Raw genomic sequence first — 24,145 nt, 5'->3', positions numbered from 1 at the left:
CTTTTGATGCAAGTCAAGGCACTCTGACACCGCCCTGTGCGATACTGTCCTCAACATGATGGAGGACATATGCTGACCAAGACGGAAACACCAACCGCCCCCAACACCGGTGCGATCCTCGCATTTGAACAGGGTCAATACCCCTATGCCACCAAACTCAGTCGCGCGGAATACGAGCGGGACAAGGCCGCCTTGCAGGTCGAGTTGCTCAAGGCGCAGCAATGGGGCGTCGAGACAAACCAGAAATTTGTCCTGCTGTTCGAGGGCCGCGATGCGGCGGGCAAAGGCGGCACGATCAAGCGGTTCACCGAACATCTGAACCCGCGCGAGGCACGTGTGGTTGCCCTGAACAAACCCAGCGAAGAAGAGCGCGGCCAATGGTTTTTCCAACGCTATATCAAACACCTGCCGACATCGGGCGAGATCGTTCTTTATGACCGGTCATGGTACAACCGGGCCGGTGTCGAACGTGTCATGGATTTCTGTGAACCCGGCGAATACCTTGAATTCATGCGCCAAACCCCCGAATTCGAGCGGATGCTCGTCCGCAGTGGCATCCGCCTTTACAAATACTGGTTCTCGGTCACCCAAGACGAACAATCGCGCCGCTTTGAGGCCCGCAAGACCGACCCGCTGAAGCAATGGAAGTTGTCGCCCATCGACCGCGCAAGCCTCGACAAATGGGATGACTATACCGAGGCCAAAGAGGCGATGTTTTTCTACACCAACACCGCGGACGCGCCCTGGACGGTGATCCGGTCAGATGACAAGAAACGCGCGCGCCTGAACTGTATGCGGCACTTTTTGTCGACCCTGGACTACCCGGACAAGGATCTGAAGGTTGCCACGCCTCCCGATCCGAAAATCGTCCATCAGGCCGATCATGTGGTCCATTCGGCAGACCATATCCTCGCCACGTCTTTGCATCCCAAGGCGCGCCGCAGCTAACACCTAAAGGAGCCCAGAAATGAGCCACACCCCCCACGAACTTGCCAGTGATTTCCCCGAATATGCCGAACAGATCAGCGCCTTGCGCCAGAGCGATGCGCATTTCGCGCGGCTGGCTGACGCCTATCACGACATCAACCGCGACGTGCACCGGGCGGAAACGGATGTCGAACCAACCTCAGATGACCACCTGAGCGAGATGCGCAAAAAGCGGATGGCGCTCAAGGATGAAATCTATGGGCTGTTGAGCCGGTAAAACTCAGGCGTGGCCTGTCAGGCCACGTGTTCGCGCGCCCAGGGTTTCAAAATTTGTCCGTCAAAATCGGGTTCTTGAGCGTGCGCGTTTGCGGCGGTTGCTTTGTGCCGTCGTACCACGCGGGTGTCTGATAGTGGTTCAGCAGCCCGGTACTTAGGTCGAGAATGCCATAGGTGTGGTTGCAGATCGCGTTATAGAGTTGATTTTTCGGCGTGTTGTCCGGCGTGTAGTACGGCAGGGCCGGATCACCTTTGTCATCCTTGGCCACGAGACCTGCAAAAGCTGGGGCCACGGTTCGCGTGGCCTTGGTTTCGCGGGCACTGCCCCCCAAGAGCCTGCCGCGCCGCAGTTTCGCGCCCGCTGGTGTTTGCCCAAAGGTTGGCACCGTGACGTTGTCAACAAAGGGCACGAACCAGTGGTCGTGGCCCCATAGCCACAGATCAATCGCCTCCAGGTAGGTCTTGTTCGGGTTTGCGGAACCACTGGGCATATGGCAGGCGAACGCCTCGACCAGATTTGGGTTCCAATACGTGTAATTGCCGCTCGCGCCGGACGCAGGGCCTGAATACATTGAGAAATCGGGCGACACGACCTGATGATGCGACAGGAAAACAGTGCGCCCCGGAAATTCGGAAATACGCTTTCGGTGCCATTCCAGTTCGCTGTCTTCAAAGCCGGGCACAGTCTTGCCCGCCCCTGCCCCATGGCCATGCCGCTTGGTGTAGCTTTGCAAACCGGTGTCAGACCCGATGAATTGCCATTTGTGATCAGCCGTACGCAGACAAAAGAAACTGGCCTCTTGCAGCCATTCTGAACCATGCGCGCTATTGAGCGTATCCAGCATGTGGAAATAGGATTTGGCTTTTGTGAAATACTCGTGATTGCCCGGGATCGTCAGGACCGGCGGGCGCGACACCCCAAGATGGCGGCACACCTCGTCCATGGGCTCCAGAAACTTGTGCTTGATGTCGTAATGATTGCCGGTGTTATAAATATCGCCCAGATGCAGCAGCACATCCGGCTTGTGTTTCATCATCTCGTAGAACAAGTGCCACGCGTCTTCGCCACCCGTCCCCCAATCGCCGTAGAACCCGATTTTAGCATCGTTTTTCAGGTGGTGCTTGACCTTGCCAAAGTCCTTTTGGCTGGCATCATTCGGATCCCATGGGCGGTAATACGTCCCGTCATAGGGCGGGCGGTCATGGCCACGACGCCTCAGAAGGTCTTGCGCCTTTGCAAAGGCAAAGGGATGCACCCCGCTCTTCGCTTCCAGTTCGGCCTGATGAACGGAGGCCTTTTGGGGATCATCGGCCAAGTGGGCATCCGTCCACTCCGCCAAAACCTGCACGATTTGATGTTCGGTCGTGGGTTGATCGGGCGTCTTGCCCGCCTCGCGCGCCTCAATTACCTCTGCCGCTTTGGCCAGAATGTCCTGGGCCAAGGCGGTGTCGTGGCTGTCGCTCGTCTCTTCCAGAGCGCTCAGCAAAAGGCTTCCATTGGGTGTAGAGGGCACAAAACGCATAATAAATTCCTTAAACGAATATCGACAAATTGGATGACCTTGGAGGCTCCAACGTCAAGCAAAGTCAGAATTTTCGCAATAGTTTTGTGCCAACCAACGTACCAGTTTACGGGTCGATCAGGACTTCGCCAAATTCCTCTCGCAGGTTCCGCTTGAGTACCTTTCCGGTCGCGTTCCGTGGCAATACGTCGGTAAAGACGACCCGGTCCGGCACCTGCCAACTTGCAATCTTACCCTCAAAAATTGACAGGACTTCCGTTTCAGAAGGCGATTGCCCTTCGGCTGCCACTGCGACCAGAACGGGCCGTTCGTCCCATTTCACGTGGCGTGCGCCGATCACTGCGGCATCGGCCAAGGCGGGGTGAGCAATAGCAATATTCTCAAGGTCCACGGACGAAATCCATTCGCCCCCCGATTTGATGATATCCTTGGAGCGGTCCTTGATCGACAAGAACCCGTCCGCATCCAACGTGGCCACATCGCCCGTATGGAACCAGTCATCGGTCAGCGTTTCCTCGCGCGAGGACAGGAAGTAGCTGTCGAGGATCCAGTGCCCGCGCACCATCAGATCACCCTGGGCCACGCCGTCACGGGGCAGCTCAACCCCGTCCGCATCCACGATCTTGAGGTCTACGCCCCATGGCGGCCGCCCCTGGTTCTCGCGCAGCGCATATTGGTCTTCGAGCGGAAGGTCACTGTGTTTGGCGAGCGGTTGGTTTGTGGATCCCAGCGGTGACATTTCGGTCATGCCCCAGGCATGGATCAACTCCACCTCATATTTGTCGCGGAAAGTGGTAATCATTGATGGTGGGCACGCAGAGCCGCCCACAACGGTACGCTTGAGGCTTTCCAGTTGCGAACCTTTTGCCTCGGCTGCCCCCAAAAGCCCCAGCCAGATCGTTGGCACACCCAGTGCAACATTAACCTTGTAGGTGTCGATCAGATCGACCAGCGACGGGCCATCCAGCCCCGGCCCCGGCATTACCATCCGCGCGCCGACCATAGCGCAGGCATAGGGCGTGCCCCAGGCGTTCACATGAAACATGGGTACGACAGGCAAAACCACGTCACGGGCCGAGAACCCGATGCAATCTGGACTGTTCGAGGCAAAAGAGTGCAGCACAGTCGAGCGGTGCGAATACAGCACACCCTTGGGATTGCCCGTGGTGCCTGATGTATAGCAGAGCGACGAGGCTGTGTTTTCGTCAAAATCAGGCCAAGCAGTGTCCGGCGAGCCCGTGGCAATCAGTTCGTCGTAGAATTCCAGCCCCTCAATCTCGGCGGCAGCTGCCTCATCCCGCCCTTCCATCAGCACGATATGCTTCAGCCCCGGCAGCTTGTCCCGGATCGCTTTGACCAGCGGGATGAATGTGCGGTCGATAAACAGCACCTCATCCTGAGCGTGGTTGATGATATAGACCAGCTGTTCGGGAAACAGGCGCGGGTTGATCGTGTGGCAGACGAAACCAGCGCCCGAGACGCCGAAATAGATCTCAAGATGGCGCCGATTGTTCCATGCAATGGTCGCACAGCGGGCCTGAGGTGCAAGGCCCAGCTTGGTCAGCGCATCGCCTAGTCGGTGAGCATTTGCGCCGACCGATCCCCAACTGGCCATCTCGACACCACCCGCTGTATTGACCGACACGATCTCGGTCTCGGAATGAAATCGGGCGGCGTGATCCACCAATGACCCGATGGTCAGGGGGAAATTCATCATTTGGCCAAACATGGGGCCCCTCCTCGCGCTGGTCTGTGAGGCATGGTTTTATGGCTCATACGCGATGGCACCGGCCCCATGTCCTCCCTTGCTGATCAATTTGACCGGGCACGGCAAGGCTTGCAAGCCAAAGCCGCGCGGCATAGCCATCATTCCATGACGTTGCCATTGCACACTGACCTGACCGCCGCCCAGCAACAGGCCGCTGGATTGCCGAAAGCGGCGCCTGTTGCGATGGCTGGCCAAGTGCATCATGACGAACTGGACGCGCTGAACCATGTGAACAACGTGGTCTATTTCGTCTGGTTCGAACGGCTGCGGATTGCATTCATTGAACGCTATGGGATCGGGATCATCGGTGATCCCAATAGCCCCAGGATCGTGATCCGCTCAGGCGAGGTGCGCTATCACGCTGAAATGGTGCGAGGCGAGGTTTATATAACCACCTGCACATGCACCGCATTCCGCACAACGTCCATGACCCTGCATCAGGACATCTGGTCAGGCGGCACACTGCGCGCCAGCTTTACCTGTATAATGGTATTGCTGGAACAGGACGGCCATACGCGCAAGTCGATCCCAACTGAGATCAAAAACAAGCTGATCCGCGACGGTGCAACCAGACCTGAGTGAACCGCCCCGATCCGTTCTTTTGGCCCCCAGAATATCCCCGCCATGGGCAAAAACGCAGCTGCCGGAGGCGGATGCAAAACATCACGTGCGCCGAAAAGCGTTCATTTCCCAAAAACCCTACCCGCGATGCCGGTGCAGATAGGCGACAAGGCTCTGTGTCGACCCGTCCTTACCCTCTGCCGGGGCCGTGCCTTCGATGATCGGCTGCAAGGCCGTGGCCAACTCCTTGCCCAACTCGACGCCCCATTGATCGTAGGAATTGATGCCCAGGATCACGCCTTCGACAAAAACCCGATGTTCATAAAGCGCAATGATCTGGCCCAGTGTAAAAGGATCAAGCTTGGGATAGACCAGCGTGGTCGACGGGCGATTGCCTGCAAAGACGCGGTGCGCCGCCTGGCGCTCCAACTCGTCGCCATCAAACTGTCCCGCCACCTTGGCGCGCGCCTCGTCCAGCGACCGGCCCCGCATCAACGCTTCGGATTGTGCCAGGCAATTGGCCATCAGCAGGGTGTGGTGATGGGCCAGTTCGGGCTCGTGCCCTTCGGCCGCCACCATGAATTCACAGGGGATGACGGACGTGCCCTGATGGATCAGTTGGTAAAACGCGTGCTGGCCATTGGTGCCGGGTGCGCCCCAGACCACCGGGCCACTGTCGACGTCCAGGGGCAAGCCATCCATACCGACCGATTTGCCATTTGATTCCATCTCAAGCTGTTGCAAGTAGGCAGGCAGTTGGCCGAGGCGCTGATCATAAGGCAACACCGCGCGCGTGGCATAGCCGCAAACCTGCCGGTGCCACATGCCCACAAGCGCCAGCATCAGCGGCATATTCTCGGCCCCTTCAGCGATGCTGAAATGGCGATCCATATCCTGACCGCCACGCAAAAAGGCGCGGAAGGCATCCGGGCCGATGGCAATCATCAGGCTCAGACCAATGGGCCCCCACATCGAATATCGCCCGCCAACCCAATCCTCGAAGCCGAACACACGGCTTTCTGGAATGCCAAAATCGGCGGTCTTTTCCAGGCTCGTCGAGAGCGCCGCAAACTGTGCACCTGCGTCCCCGCCATGATCCATCATCCAGGCCCGTGCTGTGCGGGCATTGGTCATGGTTTCGATCGTGGTAAAGGTTTTTGAGGCGACGATCACAAGTGTCGTTTTGGCATTCAGTCCGCGCAGAACGTCGGCGATGTGCGCCCCGTCCACATTGGACACAAAATGCACGCGCGGGCCGTCGTGATAGGGTGACAGCGCTTGGACGGCCATGGCCGGACCCAGGTCGGACCCGCCGATACCGATATTGATGACATCCGTGATGTCGCTGCCGCGCACCTCATCTGCATAGGTCGCCATCCGGTCAAGCGTTTCCAGAAGCGGGGGCATCACGTCCTGGCCATCGACCATGACGGGACCGCCATCAAGGTTGCGCAGTGCCGTGTGCAAGACCGCCCGCCCTTCGGTTTCATTGATCTCGGCACCGGCAAACATGGCGTCGCGGCGCGCGGTAACACCTGCGGTGTCCGCCAGGGCCAAAAGGGCCGCACGCGTGTCTGCATCGATATTTGTCTTGGCATAGTCGAAGCGCATATGCTGCGTCTCGACCGCGAAATCATAGGCACGCGTATCGTCAAACAGATCCAGTATCGCGCGATCCTGTGTTGCGCTGTGCAGCGCCTTCAAGTCGTTCCACATCGATCTTACTCCGCCCAGTGTACTGTCATTCCGTCGAGGACCGCCGCGATAGGCGCCTCTTGGGGATCGAGCGTGCGGGCCCGCTCAAGGGCCTCGCGTTTTTCCTGTCCAAAAATCACCAGATGTTTGGCCATTGCCCCGGCAAGCGCCGGGCCGCTGAACGAAATCCGAGGCTCCTGCCCTGCCACGGATACCGGCACAACCAAAGGCGCATCATCGGCCAGCATTGCCGCCAGATCCGTCGCACCCGGAAACAGCGAAGCGGTGTGCATGTCGGCCCCCATGCCCAACAGCAAGAGCGAAATGGGCATTTCATCAGCCAGCTTGGCCGACAACAAGGGCGCTGCCGTTTCGGGCGTCTCGCCTTCCATATGAAACGGAACAAATCGTGCGGATGCAGCCCGGTTCACGAACAGCCGCTCTTTGAGCAAGCCGGCATTGGACCTTTCATGATCTTCGGGCACCCAGCGTTCGTCACTCAGCATCACATGGACCCGGTCCCACTCTAGATCAGCGGCGCACAGACCATCGAATATGGGGCCAGGCGTTGTGCCGCCCGGCACGACAAAAGACGCCCAGGGATGCACCAGAAGGCAATTTTTAAGGTCCCCGGCGAGTACGTTGGCCAGATCAATGGCCAGCATCTCGCGGTCTGCATATTCGGTCAGTGTCATGGGGCTACCTTTCGCCAGACGCGTGTGTCGCGGGCCAGAAGCTGCACCGCATCCACCGGGCCCTCGCTGCCGCTTTCATAGACTTTTGGCACGTCGCCGCGTGCTTCCCAACCCTGGATGATCGGATCGGTCCAGGCCCAGGCCGCCTCAACCTCGTCACCACGCATGAACAAGGTCTGGTTGCCGCGGATCACATCCATGATCAGGCGTTCATAGGCATCTGTCTGGTCTCCATTTTCACCAATGGCATCGGCAAAGGACATGTCCAAGGGTACGTCAATCAGGCGCATCCCCCCCGGACCAGGCTCTTTGATTGTCACGCCCAGTGTGATCCCCTCGTTCGGCTGCAACCGGATCGACAGCACATTGCGGTGGTCCTCTTGCTCGCCAAAGATGGAGTGATTGAGGGCTTTGAAGACAACGGTGATCTCACTGCTGCGCGCCTTGAGGCGTTTGCCGGTGCGCAGGTAAAATGGCGTGCCCGCCCACCGCCAGTTCGACACGCCAACTTTCATCGCGATATAGCTTTCGGTGCGCGAGCGCGGATCACCGACGGCAGTACGATAATCTGGGCCGTCGTCGCCCGCATCATATTGGCCGCGCACGATGTGATGCGGGTCCATTGGATCAAGGGCACGGATCACCTTGAGCTTTTCGTCGCGCACCGCATCTGGGTCAAACTTCGAAGGCGGCTCCATCGCGATGAGGCACAATAGCTGCATCAGGTGATTCTGCACCATGTCGCGCATTGCGCCGGACTTGTCATAATACTCACCGCGCCCGCCCACACCGACGGTCTCAGCTACTGTAATCTGGATGTGGTCGACATATTGGCTGTTCCACAGCGGTTCAAACAGCATGTTGCCAAAGCGCACCGCCATCAGGTTTTGCACAGTCTCTTTGCCTAGGTAGTGGTCAATGCGGTAAATCTGGCTTTCGTCGAAATAGGCCGCCAGATCACGGTTCAGGGCGCGAGCCGTTTCCAGATCGCGGCCAAAGGGTTTTTCGACCACAATCCGACTGGCATCATTGGTCAGCCCGTGAACATTCAGCCGCTCGGCCAAATCACCAAAAAGTCCCGGTGCCACAGAGAAATAGAATGCATGGACGACATCGGGACGGATCAAGGCGACCAGTTCACGCCAGCCGTTTTCGCCGCGCGCATCAATGGGCACATAGTGCATCCGCTCAAGGAAACCTGCCAGCGTCCCATCTTCAAAGGCTCGATCGCCACCAAACTCGCGCACGGCCTCAGCCACGAAATCACGGTATCCCGCACTGTCCATGTCAGCCCGTGCAGCACCGATGACACGCGCCTCTGGCGGCATCTGGCCTGCGCAAAAGCGGCGGAAAAGGCCGGGCAAAATCTTGCGCCGGGCCAGGTCGCCCGTGCCGCCGAAAATCACCAGGTCGAAGTTCTCTACAGGTATGACGCGCGACACCATGGGCCTGCTCCTTGCCAAAAAATGTTTGCGCAAACATTAGCAGATCGACACCAGCATACAACAGCGACTGTGCAGGTGCAGCATTGCAGCACCCCCGGGCGCACAAATGCCAACGCAGCGGCGCAATATCACAAACCTGTCAGGCCGTCACGAACGGGTTTCCTCTTTTGCATCCGCCCATTACCTGTGGCAAACACGGGACAACAACGATGGACGGCCCCATGAAAGACCTCGACCTCGCCAATCTGGGCAAGTTCAAAGACCCCGAAATCACGGCCAAGGGCGAGCCACGGGCGAAAGTGTCGCTGACCAACCCCGAAACGCTGTGGTTCAACACCGGCACGCTGTGCAACATCACCTGCACCAACTGCTATATCGAAAGCTCGCCGACCAATGACGCGCTGGTCTATATCGGCGTTGAGGATGTCCGCCCCTATCTGGACGAACTTGAGGCCCGTAATTGGGGCGTGCGCGAGATTGCCTTTACGGGCGGCGAGCCGTTCATGAATCCGCAGATGAACGCGATGGCCGAACTCGCCTTGGCGCGCGGCTATGACGTTTTGATCCTAACCAACGCAATGGCGCCGATGATGCGCCCGTCGGTTAAAAATGGGCTGGCCGATTTGGTGGCCCGATATGGCGAAAAGCTGACGCTGAGGATTAGCGTCGATCACTACAAACCGCATATTCATGACGCGGAACGCGGAGTGGGTGCTTTTGACAAGACGCTACGCGGTATCAATTGGCTTGCGTCCATCGGGGCGAAGCTTGCAGTGGCAGGCCGCATCGAAATGGCAGAGAGCGAAAACGAAGCGCGTGCCGGATATGGCGCGCTTTACGCAACCCATGGGTGGGATATTGATCCCATGCATCCCGGAAGCACTGTTCTGTTCCCAGAAATGGATGCAGGGGTGGAAGTTCCAGAAATTACAACGGCTTGCTGGTCGATCTTGAACAAACATCCTGATGCGGTCATGTGCGCGTCATCGCGGATGGTGGTAAAGCGCAAAGGAACTGCATCACCAGCCGTGCTGGCTTGCACCTTGTTGCCTTATGATCCGCAATTTGAAATGGGCACGACCTTGGCGGAGGCAGAGCGAGATGTTGCGCTCAATCACCCACACTGCGCCAAGTTCTGCGTGCTGGGCGGGGCCAGCTGTTCCGCCTGACTGCCCACCATAGCAGACAAAATGACACGGCCGACGTTAAACACCGGGGTCTTCATATGTTACGATTAACCATTCACCCAACAACTTTCGGCCATCTGTGGACGCCAGCGCGCGGTCGTAATCGGTCATCTCTTCGATCTCGGGAATGTCACGCCAATCAGGTGGCGCAGACTTGAGAATGCGGTGCTGAGCGCCATCGGGCAGCCGATTGATCAACTCTTCGCGCAGGCTCTCCCCGCCCGCAATTAGTTTGTCGTGCAACTCCACAATCAATATTGCGCCTTGCAGATCGCTCAGAAGCTTCTCCGTCAGAACCGGAAACTCACCGCCATCTATGTCGCACAGCACAAGCGCGCGGGACGGGTCGAAGCCCACGCCAGCCAGAGTTGGGCCGGTTTCATCATCAGCCGCACCGAAGATCAGCACTCGATCGCTCAGGCCATTAATCTTTGCATTGCGCTCCACAACCTCGCGGCCCGTCGCATTCAGTTCGAAACAAATCGACCGCTCAGCCACGCCCGCAACCAGAACGCCGAGTGAAAAATACCCATCGCCCGCACCGAAATTCACCACATCCTGATAAGGGCCCATGGACATAATCTCGGCAATCACGCCATCTTCGTAGAGGCCACAGGTTTTGGCTCCCAGATTGCCTGCAGATGTATGCGCGCCAGTGCTCAACTTGAGGCCCTTGAAGGGCCCATACCGCACTTCTCCGCCATTGCGCTCAAACAGCCTGCGCGACACGCGCTTGCGCCGCAGCTTCACGATCGCCTTTTCCAGCGCTTCCACTAGCTTTGCCATCTTATTCCTTCCCTCAGAACGCACGACGCGCATCTGAATGCGTGTGCGGCAAAACGGTATCCCAAAGAATCCGCCCTTGCGTCGCTTATATCCAAGTTGTCGTTGCGCTACATCTCGTTTTTTGTTAGCTGTTTCACCCTAGATATAGAACAAGAAAAATCAGGTCCGCTGAATGAACGATACGCCGCAAACCCCTGAAAACGATGATGAAATGCCGCCCGAGCGTCCTGCCTATGAGGGCCCTACCGTCTCGATCGAGCATGAAATGCGCACGTCCTATCTGGACTATGCGATGTCCGTCATCGTCAGCCGCGCCATTCCTGACCTGCGTGACGGCCTGAAACCCGTCCACCGGCGCATCCTTTACGCAATGCACGAGACCGGCAACAGCCACGACAAATCCTACCGCAAATCCGCCCGTCCAGTGGGTGATGTGATGGGTAAGTACCACCCGCATGGCGACAGCGCGATCTATGATGCGCTTGTGCGCATGGCACAGGACTTTTCGATGTCTCTGCCTTTGCTGGATGGTCAGGGCAACTTTGGGTCGATGGACGGGGATAACGCCGCTGCAATGCGCTATACCGAAGTTCGGATGGACAAGCCCGCGGCCTTTTTATTGGCTGATATCGACAAGGAAACCGTTGATTTCCAAGACAATTACGATGGCAAAGACCGCGAACCCACCGTCCTGCCCGCCCGCTTTCCCAATATGCTGGTCAACGGCGCTGGTGGCATTGCGGTCGGTATGGCCACAAATATCCCGCCCCACAACCTGGGCGAAGTCGTCGATGCCTGCCTCGCCCTGATAGAAGAGCCGGATCTGAGCTCTGAACAATTGATCGACTATGTGCCCGGACCCGATTTCCCGACTGGCGGTATCATGCTGGGCCGGTCCGGCGCGCGCAAAGCCTACCTTGAGGGTCGCGGTTCAGTCATCGTCCGCTCCAAGACGCGGGTGGAGGAGTTGAGGAAAGACCGCTATGCCATTGTTATTGATGAGATTCCTTATCAAGTAAACAAGGCTACCATGATCGAGCGCATTGCAGAGGCCGCGCGCGACAAAAAGATCGAAGGTATCGCGCACGTTCAGGACGAATCCGACCGTAACGGCGTGCGGGTTGTCGTGGAACTCAAGCGAGACGCCACGGCAGAGGTCGTGCTGAACCAACTCTTCCGCTTCACACCCATGCAAACCTCTTTTGGGTGCAACATGCTGGCGCTGAATGGCGGTCGCCCAGAGCAGCTAACACTGCGCCGCTTCCTGACATCGTTCATCGACTTTCGCGAAGACGTCGTGGCCCGGCGTACCGCCTACGAGTTGCGCAAAGCGCGTGAGCGCAGCCACGTTCTGTGTGGCCTGGCCGTCGCCGTCACCAATATCGACGAAGTTGTTGCGACCATCCGCCAGTCCGCCGACGCCGCCGAGGCACGCACCAAACTGATGACCCGCCGCTGGCCTGCCCGCGACATCCTGCAATATATCGCGCTGATTGACGACCCGACCCACACGGCCAACGATGACGGCACCTATAACCTCAGCGAAACTCAAGCACGGGCGATACTTGAACTGCGCCTGCAACGTTTGACTCAGATTGGCGTCAAAGAAGTCACCGACGAGCTCGAAGAACTGGCAGCCAAGATCAAGGAATATCTCGAAATCCTCGGCTCACGCGAGCGGATCATGGGCATCATCGCCAACGAGTTGGCGGAAACCAAGGAACTTTTTGCCGTCCCCCGCCGCACTGAAATTGTCGACTGGTCGGGCGATATGGAAGACGAGGACCTGATCGAACGCGAGGACATGGTCGTGACCGTAACCTCGGGCGGCTATATCAAACGCACGCCGCTGGCCGATTTCCGCAGCCAAAAGCGCGGTGGCAAGGGTGTGAGCGGCATGCAGACCAAAGAAGAGGACGTGATCACGACCCTCTTTGTTGCCAACACGCACACGCAGCTTTTGTTCTTCACCACCGATGGCATGGTCTACAAGCTCAAGACCTGGCGTCTGCCGCAAGGGGGACGGACGTCCAAGGGCAAGGCCATCGTGAACATCCTGCCGATACCGCCTGGGGTCAGTATTGCGGCAATCATGCCCGTGGACCGCGACGAAAAGGACTGGGACGACCTGCAAGTGGTCTTTGCCACCGATCGGGGCACAGTGCGACGCAACAAATTGTCGGATTTCACCAATGTGAAAGCCAACGGTAAAATCGCGATGAAATTCGAAGGTGACAGCGAGGGTTGGAAACTGATCAACGCCCGCATTGCCGCCAATGATGATGACGTGATGCTCGTCACCAATTCCGGGCGGGCGATCCGCTTTCGGGCCGATGATGTGCGGGTGTTCAACTCGCGCAACTCCACCGGTGTGCGCGGGATCAAACTGTCGGGGGACAACCGCGTGGTGTCCATGTCAGTGATCCGGCACTTTGACGCCACATCGGACGAACGGGCCGCCTACCTCAAGATGCGCCGCGCCATGGCGGGTCTTGCCGACGATCCCGACGCCGCGCCGGACGAGGACGAAGGCAACGCGGATATGCCACTGCCACAGGACCGCTATGCCGAAATGTCTGCTGCCGAAAACCTGATCTTGACGATCACGGCAGGAGGGGCTGGCAAATTAACCTCCTCGCACGATTATCCGTTGCGTGGACGCGGCGGCATGGGTGTCACGGCCTGGGACAAGCGGATGCAGACCGGCAACATCATCGCCTCTTTCCCGGTGGAAATGGACGACCAGATCATGCTTGCCACATCCAAGGGCCAGTCAATCCGCGTGCCCGTGGACGGTATCAGCTTCCGCTCGCGCAGTGCAGGCGGCGTCAAAGTTTTCAATACCGGAAAAAACGAAGAGGTCGTGAGTGTCGCTTGGATTGCAGACCAGGGAGACGAGGAAGACGAAGGGTAATCTCTTCATTGTTCCCTAAATACTGCCCCCCGGAGGGGACGACATCCCAGGCGGCACGCTCCAAACTGCATGCCAAACCCCGGCCATCCACAAACAAAAAATGTCGTGCGTCCCCGAATGGGGACGCTCCGTTGGGTTACAGGCTGTAAATCCCGCTGAATTTCTCGCGCAGATAGGTCAAAAGCGGTGTTTCCGACGGCTCCATCCCGCTGGCCTTTGCAATCAATTCGCGCGGCGCATAAAGCCCCCCATGGCGCTGCACATTCTCGCGCAACCATGCTGTTGCCGCGCTCGTGTCCCCGCGCGCGAGATCGGCATCCAGATCAGGCAAAGCCGCGCGCAAAGCCGCGTTCAAACAGCCCGCATAGACGTTGCCCAGCGAATAGGTCGGGAAATACCCAAACAGGCCCACGGACCAATGCACATCCTGCAAGACCCCATTTGACGCCTTATCGACGGCATAGCCGAAATCCGTCTCAAACCGGTCGTTCCAGGCCGCTTCCAGATCGCCAATTGCCAGATCACCTTCCATGAGGGCGCGTTCCAGATCAAAGCGGAGCAGAACATGCAGATTGTACTGAACCTCGTCCGCTTCCGTGCGGATATAGCCATCTGACACCCGGTTCACAGCAGCATAAAACGCGTCCTCGCCAGTCACACCTATATCGCCAAAGGCGTCGCGCATCTGCCCATAAAGCCACCCGGTAAAGGCGCGTCCTCGCCCCAACTGGTTCTCGTAAATCCGGCTCTGGCTCTCGTGCACGCCCATCGATACGCCCTGCCCCAAGGGCGTCAGCAGAAAGGCTGCATCAATATTTTGTTCATAGCAGGCGTGTCCCACCTCATGGATGGTCGAGTAAAAACAGTTGAACGGGTCGGTCGGGTTTGTGCGAGTCGTGATCCGCACATCCTGGCCCGATCCGCTGGAAAACGGATGCACCGCCTTGTCGATCCGTCCATGATCGGTGTCATAGCCAAAGGCCAGCGCCAACTTTTGGCTGAGAGCCAGTTGGATATCTTCTGCGAATTGACCACTCAGACCCGCGGGCTTGGGCCGGTCGAGGATTGCGGCACGCAACTCAACCAGTTCGGGCCGCATCGCGCCGAACATCGCCTCGAGCTCGGCACCCGTCGTGCCTGGCTCATAATCCTCCAACATGGCGTCATAAATGTCGCCGCCCCCCGCAAGTGCGGCGCCTTCCTCGCGTTTGAGGCTGACGACCTCGCTCAACACTGGGGCAAAGGTCGCAAAATCATTGTCTGCCCGCGCCTCGGCCCATTTGCCCTGCGCGGTCGAGGTGACGCGCGCCAGCGCTTTGGCGAGGTCCGCCGGAATTTTCGACGCCCTCTCATAACTGCGCCGGATCTCGCGCAGATGCGCCTGCCCAACCGCGTCAAGGCTGTCCGCATCCACTTTGGCCAGCCAGTCGCCGACACGTGGGCTGGTCCGTCGCGCATGCAGCACCGATTCCATGGCCGCCATCTCTTCGCCCCGTTGGGCGGCAGCGCCACGCGGCATCATCGTCTCCTGATCCCAGCCCAACCGGCCCGCAATCTGGCTCAGCGCCTGTGTGTCATGTTCATAGGCCATAAGGTCATCAAAAGCGCTCATCAGGTCGTCCCCCGGATCGACGTTGCAATCGGATAGGCCGCAAAAAAGCGGGCGCGCAAAATCAGGCTCCACAGCACAACGGCAAGGAATTGGTGGGCAATGGCAATGTGCCAGGGCGCGCCGTATAGGACTGTGATGATACCCAGCACGATTTGCAAACTCATGGCCGCCAGCACCGCATTGAAGGCAAATCGCGTCTTGGCGTGGGCCGATTTGCGCCCGCGCAGCCAGACCACAATGGCGAAGGCAAAGAGCAGATAGCCGGTGACCCGGTGGATGAATTGTACCAGCCCGGGGCTTTCAAAGAAATTGCGCCACAGCGGTTCAAAAATGAAGGCCGAGGGCGGAAAGACCTGACCGCCCATCAAGGGCCAATCGGTATAGCTGCGACCGGCGTCGATACCCGCCACCAAGGCCCCGATCAGGATTTGCAGGAAGGCAACGTGCATGAGGCCCGTCGAGAGCCCAAAAAGCCTGCCCTCTTTGCTGCGCCGCGCCTGCATCAGGTCCCGTTCAGGCCGCCCCAAAAGCAGCACATACCACGCGATAAAGCCGAGTATGACAAAGGCCAGCCCCAAATGGGTGGCCAACCGATAGCTCGCCACATCAAGGACGCCCTCGCCAGCAGTGACCCCGCTGGACACCATCCACCAACCGATGGCGCCTTGTAGGCCCCCCAATGCACCAAGACCCAACAGCCTCGGCGTCCAGCCCACGGGGATTTGACGGCGGATCAGGAACCAGACGAACCCGATCGCCCAGACAAGGCCAATGACCCGACCCAGCTGCCGATGCCCCCATTCCCACCAGTAAATCACTTTGAAATCAGAAAGTTCCATCCACTTGTTCTGGATCATGAACTCGTCAATCGCCTGATATTTGGCAAACTCGCTTTCCCAGTCTGCCGCGTTCAGCGGAGGGATCGCGCCGGTAAAGGGCCGCCATTCTGTGATCGACAACCCGCTATCGGTCAGACGGGTCAGACCACCCACCGCGATCATCACCACAACCAACGCAAACAGGATCATCAGCCAGAGCCGGATGGCCAGACGCGCGCCGCCGCGCCCCTGATCAATGACACCGGTCTGCACGGTTTGCTTTTCGGTGGTGCCCACCTCTTCGAATATGCTGCGGTTCTTTGCCATGCCAGCCTCTTGCTCTTGCTTGTCGCGCAACCTAGGTCCGCGCGCGCCCGAGGTCCAGCATCAGCCGCGATTGGCCCAGCGGACCATCTGACGCAGCATTCCATGCAAGGTCTGCACATCCGCGCGGGTGAGCGGCATCCGGCTCCACATATTGCGCAGGTTCAGGCGCATGCTGTCGGATTTGTGTTCGGGATAAAAGAAACCAGCGTCGTCCAGACGTTCTTCGAAATGGCGCGCCAAATGGTCGACCTCCTGCCCCGTGGCCCACTCGGTGCCCGCCATCTCGACCGTCTCGTGAACCACATCGCCCGCAGCGCGCATCCACTCATATCCCACCAACAAAACGCATTGCGCCAAGTTGAGTGACGGAAATTCAGGGTTCACCGGTACGGAAATGAGCGCATTGGCCTGGGAAATATCATCATTTTCCAGACCCGCCCGTTCCGGCCCGAACATCACAGCCACATGCCCCCCCGCCGCAATCCGCTTGGCCGCGTCACGCATGGCCGCCTCCGGGCTCTGCACGGGTTTGGTCAGATCACGCTGCCGCGCGGTGGTCGCATAGACAAACGTGCAATCGGCCAGGGCATCCGCCACATCGGCGTGTACTGTTGCGCCATCCAGCACGCGCCCCGCCCCGCTGGCCAAAGCCACCGCCGCCGGGTTTGGCCAGCCGTCTCGCGGATCAATGATACGCATCCGGTCCACGCCAAAATTCAGCATCGCGCGCGCCGCTGCCCCGATATTCTCGCCCATCTGGGGCCGCGTCAGTACAAAGGTAGGTGTCATGCCCGGCCTTTATCCCAGCGCCGCTTGCCCCACAACATCTTCATCGGTTCCAAAAATACTCAAACTTCATTGTTTTGAAAATATGCCCGTCGGAGGCATAAAAGTTTTCTTTCCCCGCCACTTCCGCTACTCCTGCCGCCAAAGCAAAAGGACGACCCGAATGAGTGCCCCCGAGCAGCCGCAACTCTACCTTCTGACGCCACCCGTGATCGAGCTGTCGCAGTTTCCCGATCTCTTGGCCACCGTCCTCGACGCCCACGAGGTTGCATGCATCCGCCTCGCCCTGGCCACCCTTGATGAAGACCGGATTGCGCGTGCGGGCGATGTCTGCCGCGAGGTGGCCCATGCACGGGATGTCGCAATCGTGGTCAACGATCATGCGGGCTTGGCCGAACGTCTGGGCCTTGACGGCGTGCATCTGAGCGATGCGGGAAAATCCGTGCGCGACGCCCGTAAGGCCCTCGGGCCTGACGCTATCGTTGGCAGCTTTTGCGGCACGTCACGCCATGATGGCATGAGCGCAGGTGAGGCTGGTGCCGACTACGTGGCCTTTGGCCCCGTACGCCCAGTGGCAGATCAAGTGGCGGCCGAAGCCGAACTCTTCCAATGGTGGAGCGAGATGATTGAGGTGCCCGTCGTCGCCGAAGGTGGGCTGACCAGAGATCTTATCGCAGCACTTGCCCCGCACACCGACTTTTTCGGGATCGGAGAAGAGATCTGGGCCACCGATGACCCAAACGCCACGCTCAAAGCCCTGACAGCATCACTGCGGTAACAAGGGTATCCTACAAGTAGGAAAGCCTTACGGCTGCAAGCCCGAACAGCTTCCGTGTAAGGCGGGCGTGTCGCCCGCCACCACGGCTAAAGAAGCGTCCGTTCAATCACCCAATAGATCGCGATGATTGCGATGATCAGCGAACCGGTCACCGACCAGGCGCGGAACATCACAGGGTATTCCGACACCAGTTCTTCGACGCCTTGCAACTTGGCCATCGCCGCAGCCCGGCACCCTAGCCAAAGCAAGATCATCGCGATGACGATTACCGTCAACTGTCCCACTTCCACGCCTACGTTGAACCCGATCAGTGCCGGAATGAACTGCGCCTCGGGCAATCCGAACTCGCCCAGGACAGAGGCAAACCCCAATCCGTGCAGCAAGCCAAAGCCAAAAACCACCACAGGTCGCCATCGGTTCAGCCCTCGGGCAAAGATGTTTTCGATGGCCACATAGACGATCGAGGCAGCGATCAAAGGCTCGACGATGCTGCCGGGAATATTCACCAACCCCAAGGCCCCAAGCGCCAGCGTGACGGTATGTGCCAGCGTAAACGCACTGACCTGCCACAACAGCGGGCCAAGTTGCGTGGACAAGAAGAAAAGCCCCAGAACAAAGAGGATATGATCGAGACCCTGCGGCAGAATGTGATCAAAACCGACGGGGATATAGTAGGCAAAGGTTTGCCATCCGGTCGCTTCATCTCCACCCGCCAGCGAAATCGCACCGCTGGTGCCACCACCGCTGATCAAGCCGGTAAAGGGCTCATCAACGCCCTGCTGGCGCAGCACCAAATCACCGGCCCCATCGGGCCAGGCTATGTCCACTGCCCCCGCTCCGGCGGGTAGGGCGGCCGACAGCACAACGTCAGAAATCCGCGGCAGTTCGATATCTGCCACATCCGGCACTCTGGCTGCTTCGAGCATGACGGGAATCGCCACATCACCGACCATCAACAAAGGAATACCGTTCCACGTGGTCACAAGCTCGCCCGCCCGTGCGGCCACATCGGCGGGCGTCAGAGCCCGAAGCGCGTCGTAATCGGCCACGTTTTCGGCGGCATCCGTGTCGTCGAGGCCATCCAGATCAATGCCCGACAATTGCGCCTCAAGGTTCACGCGCATCTCGATCGTCACGCGCCCGTCCTCGACCATCAGGTCCGCGATGGTTGGCACAACTTCGTGAGCACTGGCCAATCCGGACCAAAGCGCCAGCCAGAGGCTTGACATGACCGTCCAAAGCCGCAGCTTTGAGGTTCCCAGTGTGAAAGCCGTCATGATGATCATTCCTCGCCTTTTTCTTGCCCTTTGGTGCGCCATCTACGCTGGCGTTGCAACCGCTCATGAATTCTGGATCGAACCAGAGGCTTTTCAAGTGGCGACCGGGGCACAAATTCAGGCAAAGCTGAAAAACGGTCAGGAATTCGAAGGTACGACCCTGTCCTATTTTACCCGCAACATCGCCCGTTTTGATGTGGTGACGGGCGATGTGGTGACGCCGGTGAAGGGCCGCATGGGCGACAACCCCGCGCTAGACATTAAATCACAACAACCAGGACTGGTAATCGTGGTGCATGAAACCACGCCATCCTTCGTGACGTACAAGGCGTGGGAAAAATTTCAGGCGTTTGCTGATCACAAGGATTTCCCGAACATTCTGGCCCGCCATGCCGCCAACGGATTTGGCCCTGCACCGTTCAAGGAACGTTATACCCGCCACGCCAAAGCACTGATTGCAGTGGGCGACGGAGCGGGCGCAGACCGCGCACTGGGTCTGAAAACCGAATTCGTGGCGCTGACCAATCCTTATGACGCTGGGTTTAATGGCACGATGGGCGTTCTGCTTCTGGACGAGGGCGCGCCGCGCGCCGACGCCCAAGTCGAAGTTTTCGACCGCGCGCCGGACGGGACCGTGACGATCAGCCTGCACCGTACCGACGCGCAAGGAATTGCCGCCGTACCTGTGACGCCCGGCCACGATTACCTCTTTGACGGGGTCGTCTTGCGCACTGCTGACGACAGTGACGAGGCAGTCTGGGATACATTCTGGGCCGCCCTGACCTTTGGGGTGCCAGCGCGTTAAGTCGACCACGCGGGCTTGCCTTGCCCCCTCGCCTTCGTCACAACGCAGCTATGACATCTACGCCTGCCGCCACGCACCCCGACATCCTTTGCATCGGCTCCGTCCTGTGGGACGTGATCGGACGCGCTGCACTGGCCATGCGCCAGGGGTCCGACGTGCCTGGGCGCATCACCCGCCTGCCGGGCGGCGTGGCCATGAACATCGCGATGACCCTGGCGCGCTTTGGGATGACGCCTGCCCTGCTCACGGCCATCGGGCGCGATGCGGAAGGGGACGAACTGATGGCTGCCTGTGCAGCCCGCGGTATGGTCACGAACAGTGTCTACCGTTCCGACGACCTGCCCACAGACCGCTATATGGCCGTTGAAGGGGCCAATGGTCTGATTGCAGCGATTGCAGACGCCCACTCGCTTGAGGCGGCGGGGGCCAAGATACTGCAGCCCCTGACAGACGGCACGCTGGCCACGCAGGAAGCCCCCTATGCGGGGCTTGTGGCTCTTGACGGTAATCTGACCATCGACCTGCTAAGCGAAATAACGACAAGCCCCCTTCTTGCCCAAGCGGACCTGCGTGTGGCCCCTGCCTCGCCGGGCAAGGCCGAGCGGTTGGGCCCGTTTCTGACCCACGGCCGCGGCACGCTTTATGTGAACCTCGAAGAAGCCGGGCTGCTGTGCCAACGCCACTTCAACAGCGCAGCCGAAGCGGCACAGGGCCTGCTGGACCGCGGTGCCGCCCGCGCATTGGTCACAAATGGCGGCGAAACCGCCGCCGAAGGATCGAGCCGCGGCATTATCACCCAGACACCACCCCAAGTGCTGGTCACGCGCGTCACCGGTGCAGGTGACACCTTCATGGCCGCCCATATAGCGGCAGAGGCGCGAGGCGCAGACCGAGGCAAGGCCCTGGATCGCGCCCTTGATGCCGCCGCCAGCTACGTTTCAGGAAAGACCCCAATATGACGCTCTATACGCCCTCCGCCGAAGTTGCGGACGCTCTGGCCACAGGCAAACCCGTTGTGGCCCTGGAAAGCACGATCATCACCCATGGCATGCCCTACCCGCAGAACCTGGAAGTCGCACGCCGTGTCGAGCAGGACATTCGCGACGGCAGTGCGGTGCCGGCAACCATGGCTGTGATCGACGGAACCCTGCATGTGGGTCTCAGCGCTGCACAACTGGAGGGCCTGGCGCAGGCCAAGGGCGTAGCGAAACTGAGCCGGGCGGATATGGCGGTATGCATGGCTTCGGGCGGCACAGGTGCCACGACCGTGGCGGCCACCATGATTGCGGCGCGCATCGCGGGCATCCATGTCTTTGCCACTGGAGGCATCGGCGGGGTGCACAAGGGGGCCGAGGACAGCTTTGATATCTCGGCCGATTTGTTGGAATTGGGCCAAACCCCGGTCACGGTCGTCGCAGCGGGTGCCAAAGCGATCCTTGATATCCCGAAAACCCTCGAAGTGCTGGAAACCCAGGGCGTACCGGTGATCGCCTATGGCCAATCCGAAATGCCCGCCTTTTGGTCGCGCAGTTCGGGGCTTGGAGCGCCGTTACAGATGGACCATCCGGCACAGATTGCGCAGGCCCATGCCATGCGCAAGGCTCTCGGACTGCCCGGCGGGCAATTGGTGGCCAATCCGATCCCAAGTGAGGACGAGATTGACCGCGCAACTCTCGCGCCGATCATCGCTCAGGCCCAAGGCGATGCGGAGGCGCACGGGATCACCGGCAAGGGCGTTACGCCTTATTTGCTGCAACGGATTTATGAGTTGACCGAGGGGCGGTCTCTGGTGGCCAACATCGCGCTGGTACGAAATAACGCCCGGCTTGCCGCCGAGATCGCCACCCAATTAAGCAAAACCGGCACCCCTGCCTGAGAACGCGGCAGCAGCCATTGTAGTGCCGTGCCCCTTCCCCTAACTAGATTGCAGAGAGTCGTCCCGGACCATTCATGAACACGCCCTTCGATCCTGAACAACCCCGCCGCCCGAGCCTGTTTTCCCGGCTGCGGGCCTCGTTCTTGACCGGCTTGGTCGTGATTGCGCCTGTGGGCCTGACCGTTTGGTTGATCTGGTCCGTTGTGGGCTGGATCGACGGTTTCGTCCTGCCGCTGGTGCCGGTGCAATATCAACCTGACAAGCTGATCCAGACTTATTTGGGTCTGGACCCATCGGTGCAGATCAACGTACGCGGCATCGGCGTTGTGATTTTCCTGCTTTTTACGATCTTTATCGGATGGGTGGCCAAAGGCTATATCGGTCGGTCGCTGATCCGTTGGGCGGAGAGCCTTGTGGAACGCACGCCTGTGGTCCGGTCGATCTATTCGGGGATCAAGCAGATCTCCGAGACGATCTTTGCCCAATCCGAGCGGTCGTTCGAGAAGGCCTGCCTGATTGAATATCCGCGCAAGGGGATCTGGGCCATCGGCTTTATCTCGACCACGGCCAAGGGTGAGGTCAGTGATCGTGCGGGCAATACCGGATCGCTTTACAGCATCTTTGTCCCCACGACGCCAAACCCGACCTCGGGCTTTTTGCTGTTCTTTCCGGCGGAGGATGTGATCGAACTGGATATGACGGTTGAGGATGCAGCGAAGTTGGTGATTTCTGCGGGCTTGGTGTACCCCAATGGCAAGGACCCGACCCAGCCCCCGCCTAAGTAAGTGCGCCTGCGGCGTGCAAGGGCGCAGGCCCTGACGGGCCTGCGCGGGATCATGATCTGCCGTTTGTCTGGCTTGTCAGGCCAGGAGCCTCCGGCGGGAGTATTTTTAAAGAGAAGAAGCCTATCAGAGCGCAGTCCATCCGCCATCCACGCTGATCGTGGTGCCAGTGATCTGGTCGGCGGATGCTGAGCAAAGGAAGACAGCCGTACCGCCCAGTTGTTCGGTTGTGGCGAACTCTTTGGACGGTTGCCGTTTCAGCATGACGTTTTGGATCACGTCTTCGCGGCTCATGTCATATTCCTTCATCGTGTCCGGGATCTGCTTTTCCACGATCGGCGTCAGTACATAGCCCGGGCAAATGGCATTGGCGGTAATCGGCTCCTGGGCTGTTTCGAGTGCTGTCGTCTTGGTCAGGCCAATGATCCCATGTTTCGCAGCGATATAGGCAGATTTGTAGGGCGAAGCCGTCAGCCCGTGTGCGGAGGAGACGTTGATCACCCGGCCCCAGCCTGCAGCGCGCATCATGGGAAGCGCGGCCGCCGTTGTGTGGAAGGCAGAGCTGAGGTTGATGGCGATGATCGCATCCCATTTTTCGGTTGCGAAATCGGGAATTGCAGCGACGTGTTGTATGCCCGCATTGTTGATCAGGATATCGCAGGCCCCAGCCTTTTCAATCAGCGCGCGGCACTGGTCGCCCTTGCTCATGTCGCCCTGGATATAGCGGGCGTTTGTGCCCGTCTCGTCCGCGATCTGTTTGGCCAGCGCATGGTCGTCGTCATTGTCCGTAAAGGAGTTGAGGACAACATCCGCACCTGCGCGCGCAAGCTCCCATGCCATGCCCAGACCGATGCCAGAATTGGACCCGGTGATCACGGCCGTCTTGCCGGTGAGTGAGATTTCGAACGCCATTGGGATGCTCCTGCTGCGAAGTCAGTGGATTTGGCTTCATCATGTCATGCTGCACCTGCGAAAGGAATGGGGTGCGCGCGGAGTTTGCTATCACGGAAGGTCAAAAAAAAACGCCAGCACGAAGCTGGCGTTAAGTTATTGAGGCAGGTTTCATACAGGCAAGAAACCTATCGAGCAGTGCACTCTTTATAAGCAATGCCGCGCGCAGAGTCCAAGCTAAAAGTTTGATAATGCACTTATGTCCGGGCCGCGTTATGCTGAATAAAACAAGGGTTATTGAGGATTGTTGCCAAAATGGAGCGGGATTTTTTCCAAAAATGTCGGGTGCGGATTGCAACTCTGGGTCTGATTCTGTGCGGATCGGTTTTTGCTGCGAGCGCACCACTAGCAGAGCC

21 protein-coding genes are annotated in these 24,145 nt (G+C 59.0%); 10 read left to right on the top strand and 11 right to left on the bottom strand.

Features of this window, described 5'->3' with window-relative positions:
* Positions 1–69 precede the first annotated feature (69 nt).
* On the top strand, positions 70–948 hold the full coding sequence (ppk2, locus tag Q1A44_RS16490) for a polyphosphate kinase 2 (protein WP_299627469.1): 879 nt from the start codon (positions 70–72) through the stop codon (positions 946–948).
* A gap of 19 nt (positions 949–967) precedes the next feature.
* Positions 968–1,204: a YdcH family protein gene (locus Q1A44_RS16485; RefSeq protein ID WP_299627467.1), complete on the top strand. Its 237-nt coding sequence runs from the start codon at positions 968–970 to the stop codon at positions 1,202–1,204.
* 46 nt (positions 1,205–1,250) lie between these two features.
* Here Q1A44_RS16485 and Q1A44_RS16480 read toward each other — a convergent pair whose 3' ends face one another.
* Positions 1,251–2,726 carry a metallophosphoesterase gene (locus tag Q1A44_RS16480; RefSeq protein WP_299627465.1) on the bottom strand — a complete coding sequence of 492 codons (1,476 nt, stop codon included), beginning with the start codon at positions 2,724–2,726 and terminating at the stop codon, positions 1,251–1,253.
* 106 nt (positions 2,727–2,832) lie between these two features.
* Positions 2,833–4,455, bottom strand: a complete 1,623-nt coding sequence (locus Q1A44_RS16475) for a long-chain-fatty-acid--CoA ligase (RefSeq protein WP_299627463.1) — start codon at positions 4,453–4,455, stop codon at positions 2,833–2,835.
* A 144-nt stretch (positions 4,456–4,599) separates the two neighbouring features.
* Here Q1A44_RS16475 and Q1A44_RS16470 point away from each other — a divergent pair, with 144 nt between their 5' ends.
* Positions 4,600–5,076, top strand: a complete 477-nt coding sequence (locus Q1A44_RS16470; RefSeq protein WP_299627461.1) for a thioesterase family protein — start codon at positions 4,600–4,602, stop codon at positions 5,074–5,076.
* 117 nt (positions 5,077–5,193) lie between these two features.
* Here the strand turns inward: Q1A44_RS16470 and pgi are convergent, their stop codons facing one another.
* From pgi to zwf, 3 genes are read right to left on the bottom strand one after another with little or no spacing between them, the layout of a single operon-like run.
* Positions 5,194–6,771: a glucose-6-phosphate isomerase gene (gene pgi, locus Q1A44_RS16465; protein WP_299627459.1), complete on the bottom strand. Its 1,578-nt coding sequence runs from the start codon at positions 6,769–6,771 to the stop codon at positions 5,194–5,196.
* 5 nt (positions 6,772–6,776) lie between these two features.
* On the bottom strand, positions 6,777–7,445 hold the full coding sequence (gene pgl, locus Q1A44_RS16460; RefSeq protein WP_299627457.1) for a 6-phosphogluconolactonase: 669 nt from the start codon (positions 7,443–7,445) through the stop codon (positions 6,777–6,779).
* Positions 7,442–8,890, bottom strand: coding sequence for a glucose-6-phosphate dehydrogenase (gene zwf, locus Q1A44_RS16455; RefSeq protein WP_299627456.1), 1,449 nt, complete (start codon positions 8,888–8,890; stop codon positions 7,442–7,444). Before zwf ends, pgl begins: the two co-directional genes overlap by 4 nt.
* Positions 8,891–9,111: 221 nt before the next feature.
* Between zwf and Q1A44_RS16450 the strand changes: the two genes are divergently transcribed.
* On the top strand, positions 9,112–10,059 hold the full coding sequence (locus tag Q1A44_RS16450; RefSeq protein WP_299627455.1) for a radical SAM protein: 948 nt from the start codon (positions 9,112–9,114) through the stop codon (positions 10,057–10,059).
* Positions 10,060–10,095: 36 nt separating this feature from the next.
* Here Q1A44_RS16450 and Q1A44_RS16445 read toward each other — a convergent pair whose 3' ends face one another.
* Entirely contained in the window at positions 10,096–10,863 is a 768-nt protein-coding gene (locus Q1A44_RS16445; RefSeq protein ID WP_299627454.1) for a hypothetical protein, read from the bottom strand.
* A 172-nt stretch (positions 10,864–11,035) separates the two neighbouring features.
* On the opposite strand from Q1A44_RS16445, the gene gyrA reads away from it, so the two are divergent.
* Positions 11,036–13,777 (top strand): DNA gyrase subunit A, encoded by a 2,742-nt coding sequence (gyrA, locus tag Q1A44_RS16440; protein WP_299627453.1) that lies wholly within the window; start codon positions 11,036–11,038, stop codon positions 13,775–13,777.
* 136 nt (positions 13,778–13,913) lie between these two features.
* Here the strand turns inward: gyrA and Q1A44_RS16435 are convergent, their stop codons facing one another.
* From Q1A44_RS16435 to Q1A44_RS16425, 3 genes are read right to left on the bottom strand one after another with little or no spacing between them, the layout of a single operon-like run.
* Positions 13,914–15,389 carry a carboxypeptidase M32 gene (locus tag Q1A44_RS16435; protein WP_299627452.1) on the bottom strand — a complete coding sequence of 492 codons (1,476 nt, stop codon included), beginning with the start codon at positions 15,387–15,389 and terminating at the stop codon, positions 13,914–13,916.
* Positions 15,389–16,534, bottom strand: a complete 1,146-nt coding sequence (gene ctaA, locus Q1A44_RS16430) for a heme A synthase (protein ID WP_299627451.1) — start codon at positions 16,532–16,534, stop codon at positions 15,389–15,391. The genes Q1A44_RS16435 and ctaA overlap by 1 nt, the downstream gene beginning before the upstream one ends.
* A gap of 60 nt (positions 16,535–16,594) precedes the next feature.
* Positions 16,595–17,323: an RNA methyltransferase gene (locus Q1A44_RS16425; RefSeq protein ID WP_299627449.1), complete on the bottom strand. Its 729-nt coding sequence runs from the start codon at positions 17,321–17,323 to the stop codon at positions 16,595–16,597.
* 160 nt (positions 17,324–17,483) lie between these two features.
* On the opposite strand from Q1A44_RS16425, the gene Q1A44_RS16420 reads away from it, so the two are divergent.
* Positions 17,484–18,098: a thiamine phosphate synthase gene (locus Q1A44_RS16420; protein ID WP_299627447.1), complete on the top strand. Its 615-nt coding sequence runs from the start codon at positions 17,484–17,486 to the stop codon at positions 18,096–18,098.
* 86 nt (positions 18,099–18,184) lie between these two features.
* Here the strand turns inward: Q1A44_RS16420 and Q1A44_RS16415 are convergent, their stop codons facing one another.
* Positions 18,185–19,375 (bottom strand): HupE/UreJ family protein, encoded by a 1,191-nt coding sequence (locus tag Q1A44_RS16415; protein WP_299627445.1) that lies wholly within the window; start codon positions 19,373–19,375, stop codon positions 18,185–18,187.
* Between Q1A44_RS16415 and Q1A44_RS16410 the strand changes: the two genes are divergently transcribed.
* The 4 genes from Q1A44_RS16410 (at position 19,374) to Q1A44_RS16395 (ending at position 22,841) form a co-directional block, all read left to right on the top strand.
* Positions 19,374–20,180: a DUF4198 domain-containing protein gene (locus Q1A44_RS16410; protein ID WP_299627443.1), complete on the top strand. Its 807-nt coding sequence runs from the start codon at positions 19,374–19,376 to the stop codon at positions 20,178–20,180. The two genes, Q1A44_RS16415 and Q1A44_RS16410, sit on opposite strands and share 2 nt — an antisense overlap.
* Before the next feature lie 50 nt (positions 20,181–20,230).
* Positions 20,231–21,139, top strand: coding sequence for a PfkB family carbohydrate kinase (locus Q1A44_RS16405; RefSeq protein ID WP_299627441.1), 909 nt, complete (start codon positions 20,231–20,233; stop codon positions 21,137–21,139).
* The gene (locus Q1A44_RS16400; protein ID WP_299627439.1) at positions 21,136–22,056 is read left to right on the top strand and encodes a pseudouridine-5'-phosphate glycosidase; all 921 of its coding nucleotides are present in this window, start codon (positions 21,136–21,138) and stop codon (positions 22,054–22,056) included. The genes Q1A44_RS16405 and Q1A44_RS16400 overlap by 4 nt, the downstream gene beginning before the upstream one ends.
* Before the next feature lie 74 nt (positions 22,057–22,130).
* A complete protein-coding gene (locus tag Q1A44_RS16395; protein WP_299627437.1) occupies positions 22,131–22,841 on the top strand; it encodes a DUF502 domain-containing protein in 711 nt (236 codons plus the stop codon).
* A 123-nt stretch (positions 22,842–22,964) separates the two neighbouring features.
* Here Q1A44_RS16395 and Q1A44_RS16390 read toward each other — a convergent pair whose 3' ends face one another.
* A complete protein-coding gene (locus Q1A44_RS16390) occupies positions 22,965–23,750 on the bottom strand; it encodes a 3-hydroxybutyrate dehydrogenase (protein WP_299627435.1) in 786 nt (261 codons plus the stop codon).
* Positions 23,751–24,145 lie beyond the last annotated feature (395 nt).

This window comes from uncultured Tateyamaria sp., from assembly GCF_947503705.1.
In the GTDB taxonomy this organism is placed as follows: Bacteria; Pseudomonadota; Alphaproteobacteria; order Rhodobacterales; family Rhodobacteraceae; genus Tateyamaria.
This window is presented reverse-complemented; position numbering and strand designations above follow the sequence as displayed.